This window comes from Povalibacter sp. (genome assembly GCF_036520495.1).
Classification (GTDB): domain Bacteria; phylum Pseudomonadota; class Gammaproteobacteria; order Steroidobacterales; family Steroidobacteraceae; genus Steroidobacter.
In genome coordinates this window covers 89,088-106,300 of record NZ_DATDJO010000028.1, presented here as the reverse complement: position 1 = coordinate 106,300, position 17,213 = coordinate 89,088, and the positions used below count along the sequence as shown (strand labels likewise).

Below are 17,213 nucleotides of genomic sequence, written 5' to 3'. Positions count from 1 at the left end.
TCCTCAGCGGAATCTGTAGCTCAAGTACAGATTGGCGCTGTAGATCTGGTAGGTCACATCACCCCACGCGCTATTGGGATCGCCTGGGACCAGCGGCGCGTCCCGCGCCACTTTGTCGGTAGCGCGCAGATCGAGATTGACGTCCATGCGCGGCAACGCGTCGCGCCAGTGGGCACCGGCGCCACCGTAATAGCCATACGCGGCCGTCGGCCCGTCGTAGCGCGTGGCGCCTGCAAAGGCGCTTACCGCGAACTTCTTGCCGAACCGGTAGCGATAGTCGATGGCGCGCACACCGATCATCGACTGACCATCGACGGTGTCGAACTCCGCGCGCACGCCAAGATCCACTGAGCGCGACATTGCGCGGCGCGCGCCGACAGCCAGATGCGGCCCGGTCGTGCTCACATCGGTTTCCGGCGTGACACCCTTATCGGACGGGTTGTACTTCAGCTGACTGGCGTTGATGCCGGCATCGATGAAGATCTCCACGCTGTCAGCGATGCGGCTGCGGGAATCACTGAGGGGCACCGCGATGCGATCGAATGCCGGTTGTCCGGGCACGTAACGGGCGAATGCAGCGAAGCGACCGAAGTCTTCGCCGAACACATCCTTGCCGGAATGCACCTCTGCGCCGAACACGAAATCGCGCCAGGCGCGTGAGTAGCGCAGTGCGAGCTCGTACTCTCGCTCGTAGTCGACGCCGTAATATTCCTCGTTCTTGAGCGATCGGAAGCGCATCTCGAACTTGCCGCCGAAGCGCGGTACCCAACCCACGCGAAGACTCTGGCTCTGCGCTCCGACGGCATTCCCGAGCACCCGGTCATCTCCGCCCCAATGACCGATGACGTGTCCGTCGTTCGATGTGCCGTCGGCGTAGACGTTGTTCACGTACCAGAGGTTCTGCCAATCTGAAATCTCCAGCGTCAGGTCGAACTGATCCCAGATTCTGGGAATATCGATGCCGGCCGACAACGACGCGTTACCCAGCCGCCAGCCTTCGCCGCGCGAACTGTCTTCTCCGGCGTACTCGAAGTAGACGGCAAACGGCGTACGTGCCGGGAATACGAAGCGCGTCGCCAACGCGGCGACCTGATTGCCGAACTGATCCTGCGTCGGGTCTGCAACGTTGTCGTACTTCACCGGATTGAAGAAGGCATCGATGAAATCGCCGAACGAATCCGGTCGGGGTCCGCCGCCGTACTGCAGCAGGCGACTCACCGACAGCGACCAGCCAGGCGCGGGCTCGATCGCCACCAGCGCGCCGCCAATGCGAGGCTTGCCAGTGACCGGCTCTCCCAGGTACGTGAAGTTGTCACGGTGGGACATCTCGGCCGCGTACAACTCGTATTGAAAGCCGAAACGCGATATCGGCTTGTAGTTGGAAATCGTTATGCCCGGCATCGTGGGCGCATGCGTGGAGATCAGCATGCTGCTGTCCGTCATCGGCGACCACCAGTGATCGCGATAACCGATGTCGACCTGGGCGTATTCGAAGCCCATGCTGATCCACGAACCTACCGGACTGGTTTCATCGGGATACGCCAGCCCCCCACCCTGGATGAGAATGTAATCACTGAACTGGAACAGCCCCTGCGCCGATGCATTCCAGGTGTCTTCGGCGCCCATGCCGTGCCGATTCGGCAACGTCTTGTCCGAGTCGCGCGTTGCGGCGATCTCGACGCTCGCGTGCGTGAGCGCGAGACGATTCATGTAGGCATCCAGATAACGACGCACGGCAGTGCAAAGCGCCTTGTCCACGTTGCACGCCGCCGGCAGCGCATCGAGCACTTCGGCAGCGGCAAACGGCCGCTTGATGATCGGACGCCCCGCCAGCAGCATCACCTGCTCGACCTGACGCTCGATTTCCGGAGAAAGGTTCAGCGGCAGATACGGCGATGCGCCGCGAGCCTGCGCCGTCGGTGAAAGGCAGACGGCCAGCAAGAGACCGGCACATGCCCCGAGAGTGTTGCGAATCAGGATGATGGCTCCTTGGATTGGCGCGTAGCTTAGCCCGTTCTTCGCCTTCAGGCGCCGGACTCCGCCAGAGCCTCTACTGCCTCGCGAAGACGCTGTGGAAAAGTCCGCTGATTCTCCAGGAACCAGCGGCGCGAATTCTGGCTCAACTGCGTCCGCTGCGCCTCCGTGAGCGCGAGCAATCCTGCAACCGTCGCCTCGAAGTGTCCTTCATCGAAGTAGTAAGTCGTCGCGAGTCGCTGAGCACCGACACTCTCATGCCGTACCAGCGCGCCTCTATCACAGGTGACCAGTTCGTTCATCGGCGCAGCGTCGATCGTCACGGTGATCGCGCCCACACCGAGCGCCTCGACGATGTAGTGTCCCCAGCCCTCGGTCAGTGACAGGCACAAGTGGAACTGACTGGTGTTCTGCAGTCGCCGCAGTTCGCCATCGTCCACGTAGCCAACACGTCTGTCGATATTGGCAGCAGCTATTTCGGGTGCATTGGTATCGGCCTGGTGCTGCACGACCGTGAGAACCGGCCATTCAGGATGACGCGCCCAGACTCGCAGCAGCCGATCCGTTCCCTTCATGGAACTCTTGCCAGCCAGGTGAAAAAACGTCGCGTGTCGCGGCACGGCCGCATCGTGGCGATCATCGCTGTCGAAGCCTGTATAGCGAACCCGCGAGCCATGGGACTCGAACACCTGCTGGGTATAGGCGGTTTTCGCCCACACCACATCGATCGCACCGAGCATTCGCCGGTCATGCACGTCGAACCATTCTGGATTGGGGATGGCAACGTTCACATCCGCCGCAGACAGGTATTCGGACCATACGTGTTCGAGCATCACATTGATGCTGGCGTCGGTCGGATGGCGGCGAAAGAAGCGGCGACGGAGCAGCGCACATCGCACCAGCAACTGCGACCACGGAGAACGGCGCCGGCGCGCCTGGGCCGCATCGATTTTCGTTACCCGAACATCGTAGCCGGACTCCCGTAAAGCCGATTCGAGCAACGCAAGATCACGAGAGAGCCCGACGCCGTTGGCCTTGCCGATGATATTCAGAGTTGGCTTTGGGATCGCCACGTCGTTTGAGTCCGCCGCGGGGAACGGGCGAGCCGCGTCCCCTCGCCAGCCGCACCGGAGAGATTGAGTGGGTGAAATCTATCATTCACTCCCCGGCAAGAGCGACCCGCCGCGGTTCACGGTCGTCACGACGACGCATGAACTGCTGTCATCAGCGACTGGTCGCCTCGCCGGATGCTCCGGAATGCCAGCGATCGCGATTCCTGCTCGTTGCGGACGCCTGCAGCCTGCCATGCTTTTCCAGCCTGGCCTGAATGCCTGCCGGGGTTCTGCCATGAGCCTGCGCCAGGTCGGTAACGCTGACGCCGCGATCAAACTCGCGCAGCAGCTTCTAATCCTCATCCGCGGTCCAGGGCTTGCCGGCATTGCCGGGTGTCGCAGGCCGCTCGCGGGCTTTCGTGGGCCTGGCTTCCAGCAGGCGCGTGACCAGAAACAACGCGCGGACCACGTCGGCGCTCTGGTAGGGACTGTCCCCAGGGAAAATCTCGCCGGTCGACGGATTGACGCCATTGGCGAGTGCCGACACGATAGCGATGGCTCTTGCTTCTTCCATGATTCGTTCCCTCTCAGGATGAATGACGCAGACACCTGTCTTCGCCAGGCATTCTGACCACGTCGCAGCGACCCACATCGCGCGATAACTGGCGTCTTCATCGAGAAACGCGGGATCAGGATCGCCCTCGCCTGGCCGAAGGATTTGTGACGATGCGATCGTTTGGTTCCGTCCTGCTGCTGTTTGCAGTCTGTCTGCTTGTCGCTGCTGCGCTTTCGTATCCCGCCTGGCTCCTGGTGGGCCTGATCGATGAGCAACCGATTCACCGCGTTCTGCATCGGCTCGCAATGCTGGCCGCCGTCATCGGCCTGGTCTGGCTGGTACGTCGTTGGCGCCTGACAGACAAACAGTCGGCAGGGTTCGGCGCACCTCGCCGCCGGTTCGGGACCCAACTACTGGCAGGACTCTTTGCAGGAGCTGTGATCATCACGCCCCTGCTCGTCGCACTGCAGGTGCTGGGTGTGCGATATGCCGACCCACAGGTCGAACTCACCGCCGCTCTCGCCCTGAAAGTCCTGGCGAAGGGTCTGGCCACTGGCCTGGTGGTCTCGCTCATCGAGGAGATTTTCTTTCGCGGCTACCTTTTCAGTGCGGTCGAGCGCGAATCCGGCCGCGTGCTGGCGGTGGTGCTGCCGAGCTTGCTGTACGCCGCCGTGCATTTTCTGGACGGCCGGTTACGGGTGCCGGCGGACCAGATCGACTGGAGCAGTGGCTTCACGGTGCTCAGTCGCATGTTCATCGCCTACAACGAACCACTGCGGATTCTCGACTCGTTCCTCGCGCTGTTCGCCGTCGGCGTGCTGCTGGCGCTGGCCAGGATACGCACGGGCAACATCGCGCTCTGCGTCGGCATGCACGCCGCCTGGGTCTGCCTTCTCTACTATTACGAAGTCATCACCCAGTTCAATGCCGGCGCGCCCATGGGCTGGATGTCCGGCTCGTACGACAACGTGATCGGCTGGGGAACGGTGCTATGGATGGGTGTCATCGCTGTCAGCTACCTGCTCTTCGCGCGTCGACCACAGGCGGCGACGCGCTGATCTATTGCAGATCCTTTTCCTGCTCGACCGCTTCGACCTTTACCCGCATGCGCAGGTGATCGAGGCGTTGCAGCGGATCCTGCATTTCCAGGCAGTGCTGCTTTTCGTCCAGCGGCAACGGCAGAATTTCGACGAGCCGCGCACTCACCCAGGCCGCATCGTCATAGCGGATCGGCGTGAAATCGTAGATCGGCGCGAGCTGCGGCAGCGCGTGCTGCAACAGACGCACGAGGTACTCGCAGTCGGCGGGCACAGGCAGTGCCGCCGCGGCCGGCAGCCACTCGACCGTCGCGACATTCAATCCATCCGGCTGACGCGAGACCGAGCGGATTTCAAACGAACGCTCGCCGAGCGCAGTGACGCCGAGCAGTCCGTCCTGCAGCTTTTCGAAATCGACGATGCGGGCGGACGTGCCGATCGATGCCGCCTGTGCTTCACCTCCAGCCTCCACCCCCTCGACGATGAGAGCGATGCCAAAGCTGGTCCCCTCGCGCAGGCAACGTCCGATCATGTCCACGTAGCGAGCTTCGAAGATGCGCAGTTTGAGGGGCCCCTCCGGGAACAGGACCGCATTCAGCGGAAACAGCGGGATGCGCGTCAGGACGGCGCTTGCAGAATCGGCAGGCGATTGTGGTGCCGGCTCCTCCCCTCGCGCCTTCATCGGGAATGGGATCGCCCGGCAGCGCGCTCGCCCAGATTCGCGAGCAGCTTGCCGTGAATTCCATCGAAGCCGCCGTTCGACATGATCAGCACGTGATCGCCTTCGCGCACGGCCTCGCCGATCTCGCCGACCAACGCATCGATGTCATGGACGACGCGCGCGCGGTCACCGAGGCTTGCCACCGATCCGGCCACGTCCCATTTCACAGCCTCTCCCTGATACAACCAGACTCGATCCGCATGAGCGAGCGATCCCGCAATGGCCTCCTGGTGTGACCCGAGCTTCATCGTGTTGGAACGCGGCTCCAGGACGGCGAACAATCGCGCCTTGCCGATACGCCGTCGCAGGCCATCGATGGTCGTGGCGATGGCCGTGGGATGATGCGCAAAGTCGTCATAGACCGTCACGCCATCCACCAGGCCCCGCACCTCCATGCGCCGACGCACCCCTTTGAACTCACGCAGGGCCGCGACGGCTGTCTGCAATTCAACGCCGGCATGGCGGGCTGCGAGAACGGCGGCGAGGGCATTCTCGGCGTTATGACGGCCGAGCAGCGACCAATCCACTTCAGCCGTCTTGCGATCGCCTTCCATGACCGTGAACGCGGAATAGTCGCCGCCGGGTTCAACGGCCACGTACCAGGCGGTATCGCCCTGCACGCCGCTCGCGAAGCGCTCGACGGGCGTCCAGCAACCCATGTCGATCACGTGCATGACATTGGCGTCGCCAGCGTTGGCAACGACGAGACCATTGCGGGGCACCATGCGCAGCAGCTGGTGAAACTGCCACTGAATGGCGGCGACATCGGGATAGATGTCGGCGTGATCATGCTCGAGGTTGTTGAGGATGGCGGTGCGCGGCCGGTAGTGCACGAACTTGGCGCGCTTGTCGAAGAACGCGGTGTCGTATTCGTCGGCTTCGACGACGAAATACCGGCCACCCCCGGCGCGGGCCGTCACATTGAAATTCCCCGGTACGCCGCCGATGAGAAACCCCGGGTTCAAGCCAGCGTACTCGAGAATCCAGGCCAGGATGCTCGACGTCGTGGTCTTGCCGTGGGTGCCGGCGACCGCGAACGTCCAGCGATCCGCCAACAAGTGGCGCGACAGCCATTCAGGACCGGAGGTGTACGGGATGCCGCTTTCGAGCAGCGCCTCGATCAGCGCATTGCCGCGACTCATGACGTTGCCGACGACGACCACATCGGGTTTGAGCGACAACTGCTCCGGATCGTAGCCCTGGATCAACTCGATGCCGAGCGCGGCCAGCTGGTCGGACATCGGCGGGTAGACGTTCTGGTCCGACCCCGTGACGCGATGGCCGGCGGCGCGCGCCAGCGCGGCAATGCCCCCCATGAATGTGCCGCAGATACCAAGAATATGAACGTGCATGTGTCGATTCTGTTATGTGTCCGTGACGGCCTCAGCCATGCAGGCGAGTGACGATCATCTGCGCCACCGCACCGGTCGAATAGACGATGGCGATGGTGAGTGCCATGCCGGTCAGCAGGCCACGATCGAGCGCGTGCATGAAGATACGCCCCATGATCAGGGCAATGGCGAAGAAACGCAGCATGAGCCAGAGGCTCGAAGGATTATCGACGGGGCTGCCGGCCAGCAACTGCACGCCAGCCACGACGATATCGATCGCAGCCAGCAAGGCGCCGACACCGAACATGGCTGTCAATGTCTGGATGAAGCGCTGGCTGCGCGCGAAGAACGCCAGCACGACCCAAAGCCACACCATCATCATCGTGACATCGACACCGACAATGACGAATGCTGTACTCAGCCGCAGATCCAGCAGTTGCACCTGCACGAAGCTCGAGGCGATGTAGATGACCAGCACCAGCGTCAACAGGAAACGCGAGGCCGGCAAATCCTGCGGACCCTTGCGCCACAGCGCAATGTCGATGAAGGTTTGCAATAATTTCAGCATGAGAATTCACAGTCGATTGTACACGTCATGACACCCGCACTCAGGATCGCGACCAACGAAGAACTGCGCGCTGCGCTGGAAATGCTGTCGGGCAGCACCTTCGTGGCGCTGGACACTGAATTCATGCGTGAGCGGACGTACTACGCCGGCCTGTGCCTGATTCAGTTGGCCACGCCCGATGCATGCGCCATCATCGATCCGCTCGCCCGGATCGATCTGCAACCACTGTGGGAATTCCTCTGTGATCGCAGCCGTCTCAAGGTCCTGCATTCCGGCCGCCAGGATCTGGAAGTCCTGTCCTTCGCCATGGCGCCACCGACCACCGAAGGCGCTGTCGGGCGGGTTCCCGGTCCGCTTTTCGACACGCAGGTGGCGGCCGCCTTGCTCGGCTCGCCCGCACAAGCGGGCTACGCAACGGTGGTGTCGGAACGGCTCGGCCACACCCTGCCCAAGGGCCAGACCCGCACGGACTGGAGCCGTCGGCCGCTCTCGCCGGAGCAGGTCGAATACGCGGCCGACGATGTGCGCTACCTCGTCCCGCTCTACCAGAACCTCACAGCGGCCCTCACCGCGCGCGGACGTCTGGACTGGCTGATTGAAGAATCCCTCGAGCTGGAAGATCCGACGTTGTACCGGATCGATCCCACGGATGCCTGGCGTCGACTCAAAGGTCTCGATCGCCTGCGACCGGATCAGCGCGCCGTCGCGAAGCTGATGGCGCAATGGCGCGAAGCACGCGCGATGCGCAAGGACAAGCCGCGAGGCTGGATTCTTGCGGACGAGTCGCTGCGCGACATCGCCGAACGCGTACCGGCGAATCGGACGGAACTGGATGCCATCCCGAGCCTGTCGGCCAATTTTCTGCGTAAGCGCAGCGAGGAGATCCTTGGCCTGATCGCCCAGGGGCGCACGAATGCAGCCACGGAGGCGCCTGCAATGATTCCAGCACGGCCGGATCCGCGACTGGTCGCACAGGTAACGAGACTGCTGGCGATCGTGCGCGAAGAAGCGCAGCGACAGGAGATCGCACCGGAATTGCTGGCGACACGCCGTGATGTCGAACGGCTCGTGTTCTCCGGGCGAGCGGATCATCTGCTGCAGGGCTGGCGACGCGATGTCATCGGCCAGCGGCTGGTGACGCTCGCTGCCGAGCCGGCGGCGAGCGGCTGAAGGAGGCAAAGCCGGAGATCCCTGCAGAGGGGAAGCCGGACCCACAGACTGGGTTATCCGGCAACCCGCTTCCTGTGGGTTCGACGTTGGCCGATCTACTTTTTGCGGGCCGCAGCCTTGGCGCGCTTCCTGGCAACCTTGCTGCGACTGACCGTCTTCTTCGCCGCCGTGCGAACCGTCTTCTTCACGACTTTGCGTGAAGCGACCTTCTTGCCCGACTTCACCGCCTTCTTCCTGGCTGGTTTCTTTGCGGACTTCCTGGCAGGCGTGGTGATCACCTTTTTCGGCGCCTTCTTCGCAGATTTCTTCCCGGATTTCTTCGCCGACTTCTGCGCGCCGGCCTTCTTCGCCTGCGGGCGAGCCTTGCGCACCTTCACGCTGGCGGCGGACACCGGCTTCGCCAATGCAGCAGCTTCCATGCGCTCGAACACCGAGTCGAGTTCGCCTTCGCCGGCGACCGTGCGCAGCAGGCCGAGCTTCGAGTAGTACTCGATCAGTGGCTGTGTCTGCTGTGCGTACACCTCGAGACGCTTGCCGATCACTTCTTCCTTGTCGTCGGGGCGCTGGTACAACGCCGTGCCTTCCTTCGGACAGGTGGTCGCACCGTCGAGCGAATGCACGTTGTAGACCGAGCCGCACGTCGGACAGAGGCGCCGGCCAGCCAGCCGCTGCATGAGCGTTTCGTGCGGCACATCGAGGAGCAGCACGGCTTCGAGCGGCTGGCCGATGGAAGTCAGCAATTCATTGAGTGAATCGGCCTGGTCTTCGTTGCGGGGAAAGCCGTCGAGGATGAAGCCCTTGGCCGCATCGGGGCGACTCAGACGATCGCGAATCAGGCCGAGAACGATATCGTCCGACACCAGCTGGCCGGCCTCCATGACGGCTTTGGCCTTGAGGCCAAGCTCGGTGCCGCGAGCCACGGCATCGCGCAACAGGTCGCCCGAGGACACCTGAGGGACCCCGTACTTCGCCTGCAGTCGCTGTGCCTGTGTGCCCTTGCCCGATCCGGGCGCTCCCAACAGAACGATACGCATGATGTCGACCGCGACCTCCCAGCAAAGGGGCGATACCCTAACCGAAATGCGGGCCGAGTGGCCAACTCTGGACGACAGGTCCGTTGCCCGGAATGCCGGCCGACCGGCCCGCCAGCGCTGCTATCCGCTGCGCTATCCTCAACTGCAAAACCACCAGCCATCGCAACCATTCAGAGAGACCTGCCATGCCGACCCGCAAGCCCCGCAACGCCTTCTATGCACAGTCCGGCGGTGTCACCGCCGTCATCAACGCATCGGCCTGTGGGGTCATCGAGACCTGCCGCAAGCACAAGAGCCGGATCGGCAAGGTCTATGCCGGACGGCATGGCATCGTCGGCGCCCTGACGGAGGACCTGATCGACACCAGCAAGGAACCCGCCGCGTCGATCCGGGCCCTGCGACATACGCCGTCGGGCGCCTTCGGGTCCGCGCGTTACAAGCTCAAGAAGATCGAAGACAACCCGGCCCAGTACGAGCGGCTGATCGAGGTCTTCAAGGCGCACGACATCGGCTACTTCTTCTACAACGGCGGCGGCGACTCCGCAGACACCTGCCTGAAGGTGTCGCAGCTTGCCGAAAAGCTCGGCTATCCCATCCAGGCCATCCACGTGCCGAAGACCGTCGACAACGATCTGCCGATCACCGACTGCTGTCCGGGCTTCGGTTCCGTGGCCAAGTACGTTGCCGTATCGATTCGCGAAGCCGGCTTCGACGTGGCGTCGATGGCCAAGACATCGACCAAGGTGTTCGTCATGGAAGTGATGGGTCGCCACGCCGGCTGGATCGCCGCCGCTGGCGGACTCGCCTCCGAGAAAGCCGGCGATGCCCCGCACATCATTCTCTTTCCGGAAATCACCTTCGACGAAGAGCGGTTCTGCGCGCGCGTGCAGGAGTGCGTCGAGAAGTACGGCTATTGCGCCATCGTCGTCTCCGAAGGCGTGAAGAACAGCGACGGCAAGTTCCTGTCCGATGCGGGACTGCGCGATGCATTCGGCCATGCACAACTGGGCGGTGTCGCACCGGTGATTGCTCAACTGATCAAATCGAAGCTCAACTACAAGTATCACTGGGCCGTGGCCGACTACCTGCAGCGTGCCGCACGGCATATCGCCTCGAAGGTCGATGTCGAACAGGCATACGCGCTCGGCAAGGCGGCTGTTGACCTGGCACTGAAGGGTCACAACTCGGTGATGCCGACCATCGTGCGTACGGCGCACAAGCCCTACAAGTGGAAGCTCGGTATCGCGCAACTCACCGACGTCGCGAACCAGGAAAAGATGCTGCCGCGCGACTACATTACAGAAGACGGTTTTTTCATTACTGCAAAAGCACGCCGCTACCTGAGCCCGCTGATTCAGGGCGAAGACTATCCGCCTTACAAGAATGGCTTGCCGCAATACGTGAAGCTGCGCAATGCGCCGGTGAGGAAGAAGATCAGAAAAACCTTTGTGGTATAGTCAACCGACATTTTCCGATAGCGATTTTTCTGCGGAAAATGCCTGTTTTCACGATGCAAACCGACCGTGGCGTCGCACTCGAGACGACGCGGCCGCCCTCGTGCAAGCCCATCGATAATCAGAACCCATTTCCGGGGGAGGGAATTCATGACCACAGATGTCGCGCTCTGGCTCGCGATCGGCGCCGGTGTGCTGGCCGTCCTTTACGGCCTGTTCTCCGTCAGCTGGATCAACAAGCAACCCGCGGGCAACGAGCGTATGCAGGAGATCGCCGCAGCGATCCAGGCGGGCGCCAGGGCCTATCTCAATCGTCAGTATTCGACCATTGCCATCGTCGGCGTCGTGCTGCTCGTAGTGCTCGGCGTCGCGCTCAACTGGGCCACGGCCGGCGGTTTCGCAGTCGGCGCCATTCTCTCCGGGCTTGCCGGCTACATCGGCATGAATGTTTCCGTGCGCGCCAACGTGCGCACCGCGCAGGCCGCCAGCGTCGGACTCAATCCGGCACTGCAGGTCGCGTTCCGCGGCGGCGCCATCACCGGCATGCTGGTCGTCGGCCTCGGCATGATCGGAGTCGCCGGTTACTTCGCACTCATGCGCGGTTCGATCGGCGATGACGCAGCGCTGCACTCCCTGATTGGCCTGGCGTTCGGCGGTTCGCTGATCTCCATTTTTGCGCGTCTCGGCGGCGGTATCTTCACCAAGGGCGCCGACGTCGGCGCCGACCTCGTCGGCAAGGTCGAAGCCGGCATTCCCGAAGACGATCCGCGCAACCCCGCAGTGATCGCCGACAACGTCGGCGACAACGTCGGTGACTGCGCCGGCATGGCCGCAGACCTGTTCGAAACCTACGCAGTGACCGTGGTCGCCACGATGGTGCTCGGCGGCCTGATGTTCACCGCGGCCGACGGCAGCCTGGATATGCGTTACATCCTGTACCCGCTGGTGCTGGGTGCGGTCTCCATCGTCGCCTCGATCGTGGGCACGTTCTTCGTGAAAGCCCGCGAAGGCGGCAAGATCATGAACGCGCTCTATCGCGGTACCGCGGTATCCGGGGTGCTGGCGCTGATCGCCTTCTACTTCGTAACTCCAGTGGTCATGGGCGAAGGCGAGATCGCGACCGACCTGTTCTGGTGCTCGGTCATCGGTCTCGTGCTGACGGCCGCGCTCATCTGGATCACCGAGTACTACACCGCGACCGAGTACGGCCCGGTGCGCTATGTCGCGGCCGCTTCGCAGACCGGTCACGGCACGAACGTGATTGCGGGCCTTGCAGTGTCGATGAAGTCGACCGCCTTGCCCGTCCTTGCGGTCTGTGCCGCCATCTGGGGCTCGTATCACATTGCCGATCTCTACGGCATCGCGATTGCCGCCACGGCCATGTTGTCGATGACCGGCATGATCGTCGCGCTCGATGCCTACGGCCCGATTACCGACAACGCGGGCGGTATTGCCGAGATGGCCGGCCTGCCGAAGGACGTACGCAAGATCACCGATGCGCTCGACGCGGTCGGCAACACCACGAAGGCCGTCACCAAGGGCTATGCGATCGGTTCAGCCGGGCTCGCCGCGCTGGTGCTGTTCGCCGACTACACCCACAACCTGGAAGCGGCCGGCAAGCTGGAAGTGTTCAGCCTCTCCGATCCGGCAGTCATCATCGGCCTCTTCATCGGTGGCCTCGTCCCCTACCTGTTCGGCGCCATGGCGATGGAAGCCGTCGGTCGCGCCGCGGGCTCGGTCGTCGTCGAAGTGCGCCGCCAGTTCAGCGAGATCAAGGGGATCATGGAGGGCACGGCCAAGCCGGACTACTCCAGGGCCGTCGACATGCTGACCAAGTCCGCTATCAAGGAAATGATCATCCCGTCGCTGCTGCCGATCCTCGTACCGATCGTCGTAGCGTTCGGCATGAATTTCCTGATGGGTCCGGGAGCGGGCATCCGGGCACTAGGCGGCTTGCTGATCGGAACCATCGTGACGGGCCTGTTCGTCGCGATCTCGATGTGCACCGGCGGCGGCGCCTGGGACAACGCCAAGAAGTACATCGAGGAAGGTAACTTCGGCGGCAAGGGTTCGGAGACCCACAAGGCCGCAGTCACCGGCGACACCGTTGGCGATCCCTACAAGGACACCGCCGGCCCGGCGATCAACCCGTTGATCAAGATCATCAACATCGTCGCGTTGTTGTTGGTGCCGCTGCTGTAATGGCCAACTGGCCAGCTGGCCAGCTGGCCAGAGTCAGAAAAGAGAAAGGCGGCGTCGTGAAAGCGACGCCGCCTTTTTTATTGCGGTGAACTTCGACGCGCGAGTTCGCCCTCTCCATCTGGCCAGACCACCAGTTGGCCAGTCGGCCAGACGCCGCTAACTCGCGCGCGCGATCACGCGCGCAAGCGGCTGCGGCCTCCCCAGGTGATATCCCTGCACGAAGTCCACACCCATCCGCGTTGCGGCCTCCAGCGCGCCGACGTCCTCGACCTGTTCGGCCACGACCTGGAAGTTCAGCGTTCGTGCGAGCTTGATCATCGCGGACACCATCGCCTGGTTCACGGTGTCGAGCGCAAGGTTGCGAATGAACGAGCCGTCGATCTTGAGATAGTCGAGCGAGAGGTTCTTGAGGTTGCCGAACGAGGAGAGCCCCCGACCGAAGTCGTCGAGCGCGAAGCGGCAGCCCATGCTGTGCAGGACGCCGATGAAGCGCTGCGCATGTTCGATGTTGGTGATGACGGAATTCTCCGCGACCTCGAAGCACACCTGGTCGGCGTCGACGCCGGTGCGATCCAGCACTTCAACGACGAACTCCAGAAACTGCGGATCGCCGAGGGTCTGGCCCGAGAGGTTGATGGCGATGCTGCGATCCGGCGGCACACGGATGGCGCCGCGTGCGAGCGCCGTGAGTGCGGCCTGCACCACCCAGCGGTCCACATCGGTCATCAGGCGGTAGCGCTCTGCAGCGCGCAGAAACTCCGTAGGCGAGATGCCGCCCGGAATCGTGTCGTCCTGCAAGCGCAGCAACAGCTCGAGCGCCGGCCCCCCTGAACCCGGCACGGTGGCGATGATCGGTTGAGCCACCAGTTCGAACCGGTTTTCCTTCAGCGCCGTCTGCAACCGCTGCAACCACTGGATCTCGCCGCGGTGGCGCGCCAGCGATTCGTCGCGGGCCGAATAGACATGAACGTGATTACCGTGTTTCTTGGCGACATAGCACGCCGAATCGGCAGCGCTCATGACTTCGTCAGCGGCGCCACTGTCGCGCGAGATTTCGACGAGACCGACACTCACGCCGATATTGAAGATCTTGTCCTTCCAGACGAAGCGGTACTCGCTCACCTTGCGCACGACGTCATCGGCAATCTGTCGCGCCTTCTCGAGCGGGCAGCCGACGAGCAGCAGGCCGAACTCATCGCCGCCGAGCCGGCCGACGGTGTCCGAATCGCGCACTGCCTGCTTCACCAGCGCCGCCACTTCACGCAGCATCGTGTCGCCAGCCATGTGGCCACAGGTGTCGTTGACGACTTTGAAGCGATCCAGGTCGAGGTAGCACATCACATGATGGGCCGTCGACACGTGCGTGATTTCCAGCGCCTCGTCGAGCCGCCGCTCGAACTCGCGCCGATTGACCAGGCCCGTCAGGGCATCGTGACTGGCCTGGTACGACATCTGCCGGGTAATGCCGCGCAGTTCACTGACGTCGCGCACAGCGACCACGGTACCTGCCAGGTCCCCACGCGGCCCCTTGAGCGGCGTGACCGTCAGCTCGACCGAGCGCTCGTCACTGCCGTCGCGCGAGATCATCAGGCCGCGCCGGCCGACCGTGACTTTCGATTGCGTACTGAGGCACTGACGCACCGGATCACCGAGGGAGCGACGGTCGGTTTCGTCCACCAGCACGAAGATTTCCGTGATCGTCTTGCCGAGTGCGTCGGCTCCGGAGATACCGATGAGCTGCTCGGCGGCACGATTGAGATAGTCGATACGGCCGCTGATTTCGGTGGTGATGATGCCTTCACCAAGGGAATCGAGCGTATCCCACGCGGTCGGACGGCCCCGCGCGATCGTGGCTGGAACGGATACCGGGCGTGGCCCCATTTCCAGCATGGTGAGCAGCAGGGCGGGCCCTCCCTGATAGTCGATGCGCACAGCGGACAGCTCGACGCGGATCGGCTGATCTCGCTGCGGCTGCAGTTCGACCTCCAGCCGATCCATCGCTGGCACGGCGTCCAGCACGCGGCGCAGCTGTTCGCCGACGAGTTCGCGGTAATCGGGATGGACCAGTTCGGCCATCGATCGGCCGATCAGTTGTTGCGACTGACCGTGGCCTGCCAGGGCGGCGAAGCGTGCGTTGGCGAAGACGATGCCGTCGCGGTGTACGGCCACTGCCTCATGCAGTCCGCCGAGCAGACCCACCAGCGCGCGTTCGCGTTCGCTGATCAACAGATCCTTGACCGCGATCTGCTCGAGCAATTTGTTGGCACTGGCGGCGAATGGTTGCGCGGGGCTGCCGACACTCTGCAAACGCTCCGCATACCGGCCATCGCGAACGATGCCGTCAAGTTCGCTCGCGGCTTTCGACAACACGCGTGCGCGGCGTTCACGCCACACCAGGACGACAGCGAGCACAGCGATCGCCGCGATGAGCATCACGCTGAGTGCAGAAAAATTGACCGCCCCTAACATGGCGCAGGAGCCTTCACGAACGAATCGTCATGCTTGCCCTTCATCCCGTATCGCGCATTCGGATCACCCGTCGACCGATGCACTTTTTCAGTGTGTTGCCGCCCGCCGCCACGGAATCGACAACGTTGCCGCAGCATAGCGAACCGCGGGGATTCTGCTGCGGAGATTGACCATATTGCGCAGCTGAATGATGTCGAGAGAACGCAATCGAAGGGCCCGTAAAATCACTGTCGGGTTTTCTTGCAGATCGTTGCAGTCCGCTCGGGGAAACGCCTCGCGCCAGCCACCGGGAGCCTCGGCAAATCTGCTCGGCCGTGGTTCGTTCGAAGCGCTCGATGGCCAGTCGGCCATCAATCCCGTGCTCCGCCGGACAGGCGACGTAACCTTGTTTGCTGCTATCAAAGCCCGTACCCTTTGCCGCCCGCATTTTCCGGCCACATCGCCCGGGTATGCCGGGTCCGCCGCCGTCTGTCGACGCCGGCGCGACAAACCTCAAGTCCTTGATCCGAAGCGATTAGATTGCGACGCATGAATATCGAACTGGCACGCGAACAGATGATTGGACAGCAGGTGAATACCTGGGATGTCTTCGATGAACGAGTGCTGGCGGTCATGCGCGAAATTCCGCGCGAGCATTTCATTCCAGCTGCCTGGCAGGGCGTTGCGTTTGCAGACGCACCCATCCCCCTGCCGCACGGCCAGTGGATGCTGCCCCCCAAGGTTCACGGCCGTATTCTCCAGGCGCTGGAGATCGGACCGAACGACCTGGCACTCGAAGTGGGCACCGGGTCCGGCTATCTCACGGCCTGCATGGGCCGGCTGGCCTCCCGCGTGCGCTCCCTCGAGATCGTTCCCCAACTCACCGACTTCGCCAGGACACAGTTGCTGGCCGTGGCCGTCAACAATGTCGGGGTCGAGACGGCGGACGCCATGCAACTCGACGATCAGGCCCGTTATGACGCCATTGCCGTCACGGGATCGCTGCCCCTGTACGACGAACGGTTTCAGCGCGCGCTCAAGATCGGCGGACGCCTGTTCGTCGTGGTCGGACAGGCCCCGGTCATGGAAGCCTGGAAGATCACCCGGCTCGGTGAACGTGAGTGGCAGCGCGAAGGTCTGTTCGAGACCGTCATCCAGCCCCTGACGAATGCGGCGCGCCCGCCCGAATTCGTGTTCTGAGGACGCCGTTCACCGAACTTCACCGGCCGTTCGCCGCAATGCTCTTCTCTTCCCGATGAACATCCCGGAAATTACACCCGCTGAATTTGTGGCCCGTCGCGATCGCGGCGATGCAATGACGTTGCTGGACGTGCGGGAGGGCTGGGAAATCGGCGTGGCAAACGTTCCGGGGACCGTGCACATCCCGATGGGCGAAGTCGCCGCCCGCGTGGGTGAGCTCAATCCCGCCATCGACGTCGTGGTGCTGTGCCGTTCCGGTCGTCGCAGCCTGGAAGTAGCGAAGTACCTGCAACAAAACGGTTTCAACACGGTCAATCTGGCGGGCGGCATCCTGGCGTGGTCTCGCGACCTCGATGCAACCATTCCGACGTACTGACGCGTCCAAGGTTCGTTCGCCGGAAGGCGGACATCCGGCGCGACGACCACCTGGAATGCGCCCGACGCTGACATCGACCATAGAAGTGCT

14 protein-coding genes are annotated in these 17,213 nt (G+C 63.0%); 6 read left to right on the top strand and 8 right to left on the bottom strand.

Annotated features, from left to right (window positions below; translation table 11 throughout):
- Positions 1-3: 3 nt before the first annotated feature.
- The 3 genes from VIZ63_RS10565 to VIZ63_RS10555 form a co-directional block, all read right to left on the bottom strand.
- Positions 4-1,941: a capsule assembly Wzi family protein gene (locus VIZ63_RS10565; RefSeq protein ID WP_331609559.1), complete on the bottom strand. Its 1,938-nt coding sequence runs from the start codon at positions 1,939-1,941 to the stop codon at positions 4-6.
- A gap of 83 nt (positions 1,942-2,024) precedes the next feature.
- Positions 2,025-3,047, bottom strand: coding sequence for a hypothetical protein (locus VIZ63_RS10560; protein WP_331609557.1), 1,023 nt, complete (start codon positions 3,045-3,047; stop codon positions 2,025-2,027).
- 331 nt (positions 3,048-3,378) lie between these two features.
- Positions 3,379-3,600, bottom strand: a complete 222-nt coding sequence (locus VIZ63_RS10555) for a hypothetical protein (protein WP_331609555.1) — start codon at positions 3,598-3,600, stop codon at positions 3,379-3,381.
- Between the two features lie 152 nt (positions 3,601-3,752).
- Here VIZ63_RS10555 and VIZ63_RS10550 point away from each other — a divergent pair, with 152 nt between their 5' ends.
- Positions 3,753-4,640, top strand: coding sequence for a type II CAAX endopeptidase family protein (locus VIZ63_RS10550; protein ID WP_331609553.1), 888 nt, complete (start codon positions 3,753-3,755; stop codon positions 4,638-4,640).
- A 1-nt stretch (position 4,641) separates the two neighbouring features.
- On the opposite strand, the gene VIZ63_RS10545 is transcribed toward VIZ63_RS10550, so the two are convergent.
- The 3 genes from VIZ63_RS10545 to VIZ63_RS10535 are packed head-to-tail and all read right to left on the bottom strand — an operon-like array spanning position 4,642 to position 7,239.
- The gene (locus tag VIZ63_RS10545; protein ID WP_331609552.1) at positions 4,642-5,301 is read right to left on the bottom strand and encodes an LON peptidase substrate-binding domain-containing protein; all 660 of its coding nucleotides are present in this window, start codon (positions 5,299-5,301) and stop codon (positions 4,642-4,644) included.
- A complete protein-coding gene (gene mpl, locus VIZ63_RS10540; RefSeq protein WP_331609551.1) occupies positions 5,298-6,692 on the bottom strand; it encodes a UDP-N-acetylmuramate:L-alanyl-gamma-D-glutamyl-meso-diaminopimelate ligase in 1,395 nt (464 codons plus the stop codon). The genes VIZ63_RS10545 and mpl overlap by 4 nt, the downstream gene beginning before the upstream one ends.
- A 31-nt stretch (positions 6,693-6,723) precedes the next feature.
- On the bottom strand, positions 6,724-7,239 hold the full coding sequence (locus VIZ63_RS10535) for a hypothetical protein (RefSeq protein WP_331609550.1): 516 nt from the start codon (positions 7,237-7,239) through the stop codon (positions 6,724-6,726).
- A 27-nt stretch (positions 7,240-7,266) separates the two neighbouring features.
- Between VIZ63_RS10535 and rnd the strand changes: the two genes are divergently transcribed.
- Positions 7,267-8,409: a ribonuclease D gene (gene rnd / locus VIZ63_RS10530; protein ID WP_331609549.1), complete on the top strand. Its 1,143-nt coding sequence runs from the start codon at positions 7,267-7,269 to the stop codon at positions 8,407-8,409.
- A 95-nt stretch (positions 8,410-8,504) separates the two neighbouring features.
- Here rnd and VIZ63_RS10525 read toward each other — a convergent pair whose 3' ends face one another.
- Entirely contained in the window at positions 8,505-9,443 is a 939-nt protein-coding gene (locus VIZ63_RS10525) for an adenylate kinase (RefSeq protein ID WP_331609548.1), read from the bottom strand.
- A 185-nt stretch (positions 9,444-9,628) separates the two neighbouring features.
- Here VIZ63_RS10525 and VIZ63_RS10520 point away from each other — a divergent pair, with 185 nt between their 5' ends.
- A complete protein-coding gene (locus VIZ63_RS10520) occupies positions 9,629-10,900 on the top strand; it encodes a 6-phosphofructokinase (protein ID WP_331609547.1) in 1,272 nt (423 codons plus the stop codon).
- A 147-nt stretch (positions 10,901-11,047) separates the two neighbouring features.
- Positions 11,048-13,099: a sodium-translocating pyrophosphatase gene (locus tag VIZ63_RS10515; RefSeq protein WP_331609545.1), complete on the top strand. Its 2,052-nt coding sequence runs from the start codon at positions 11,048-11,050 to the stop codon at positions 13,097-13,099.
- 156 nt (positions 13,100-13,255) lie between these two features.
- On the opposite strand, the gene VIZ63_RS10510 is transcribed toward VIZ63_RS10515, so the two are convergent.
- A complete protein-coding gene (locus tag VIZ63_RS10510; RefSeq protein WP_331609544.1) occupies positions 13,256-15,568 on the bottom strand; it encodes an EAL domain-containing protein in 2,313 nt (770 codons plus the stop codon).
- Between the two features lie 528 nt (positions 15,569-16,096).
- Between VIZ63_RS10510 and VIZ63_RS10505 the strand changes: the two genes are divergently transcribed.
- Together VIZ63_RS10505 and VIZ63_RS10500 are read left to right on the top strand one after the other, a co-directional pair.
- A complete protein-coding gene (locus VIZ63_RS10505) occupies positions 16,097-16,747 on the top strand; it encodes a protein-L-isoaspartate O-methyltransferase (RefSeq protein ID WP_331609543.1) in 651 nt (216 codons plus the stop codon).
- A complete protein-coding gene (locus VIZ63_RS10500) occupies positions 16,716-17,123 on the top strand; it encodes a rhodanese-like domain-containing protein (protein WP_331609542.1) in 408 nt (135 codons plus the stop codon). Before VIZ63_RS10505 ends, VIZ63_RS10500 begins: the two co-directional genes overlap by 32 nt.
- Positions 17,124-17,213: the final 90 nt, after the last annotated feature.

Excerpts from the sequence above, each read along its gene's own strand:
- VIZ63_RS10555 (WP_331609555.1), bottom strand. The coding sequence starts at position 3,600 with ATGGAAGAAGCAAGAGCCATCGCTATCGTGTCGGCACTCGCCAATGGC.
- VIZ63_RS10550 (WP_331609553.1), top strand. The coding sequence starts at position 3,753 with ATGCGATCGTTTGGTTCCGTCCTGCTGCTGTTTGCAGTCTGTCTGCTT.
- VIZ63_RS10545 (WP_331609552.1), bottom strand. The coding sequence starts at position 5,301 with ATGAAGGCGCGAGGGGAGGAGCCGGCACCACAATCGCCTGCCGATTCT.
- mpl (WP_331609551.1), bottom strand. The coding sequence starts at position 6,692 with ATGCACGTTCATATTCTTGGTATCTGCGGCACATTCATGGGGGGCATT.
- VIZ63_RS10535 (WP_331609550.1), bottom strand. The coding sequence starts at position 7,239 with ATGCTGAAATTATTGCAAACCTTCATCGACATTGCGCTGTGGCGCAAG.
- rnd (WP_331609549.1), top strand. The coding sequence starts at position 7,267 with ATGACACCCGCACTCAGGATCGCGACCAACGAAGAACTGCGCGCTGCG.
- VIZ63_RS10525 (WP_331609548.1), bottom strand. The coding sequence starts at position 9,443 with ATGCGTATCGTTCTGTTGGGAGCGCCCGGATCGGGCAAGGGCACACAG.
- VIZ63_RS10520 (WP_331609547.1), top strand. The coding sequence starts at position 9,629 with ATGCCGACCCGCAAGCCCCGCAACGCCTTCTATGCACAGTCCGGCGGT.
- VIZ63_RS10515 (WP_331609545.1), top strand. The coding sequence starts at position 11,048 with ATGACCACAGATGTCGCGCTCTGGCTCGCGATCGGCGCCGGTGTGCTG.
- VIZ63_RS10510 (WP_331609544.1), bottom strand. The coding sequence starts at position 15,568 with ATGTTAGGGGCGGTCAATTTTTCTGCACTCAGCGTGATGCTCATCGCG.
- VIZ63_RS10505 (WP_331609543.1), top strand. The coding sequence starts at position 16,097 with ATGAATATCGAACTGGCACGCGAACAGATGATTGGACAGCAGGTGAAT.
- VIZ63_RS10500 (WP_331609542.1), top strand. The coding sequence starts at position 16,716 with ATGCGGCGCGCCCGCCCGAATTCGTGTTCTGAGGACGCCGTTCACCGA.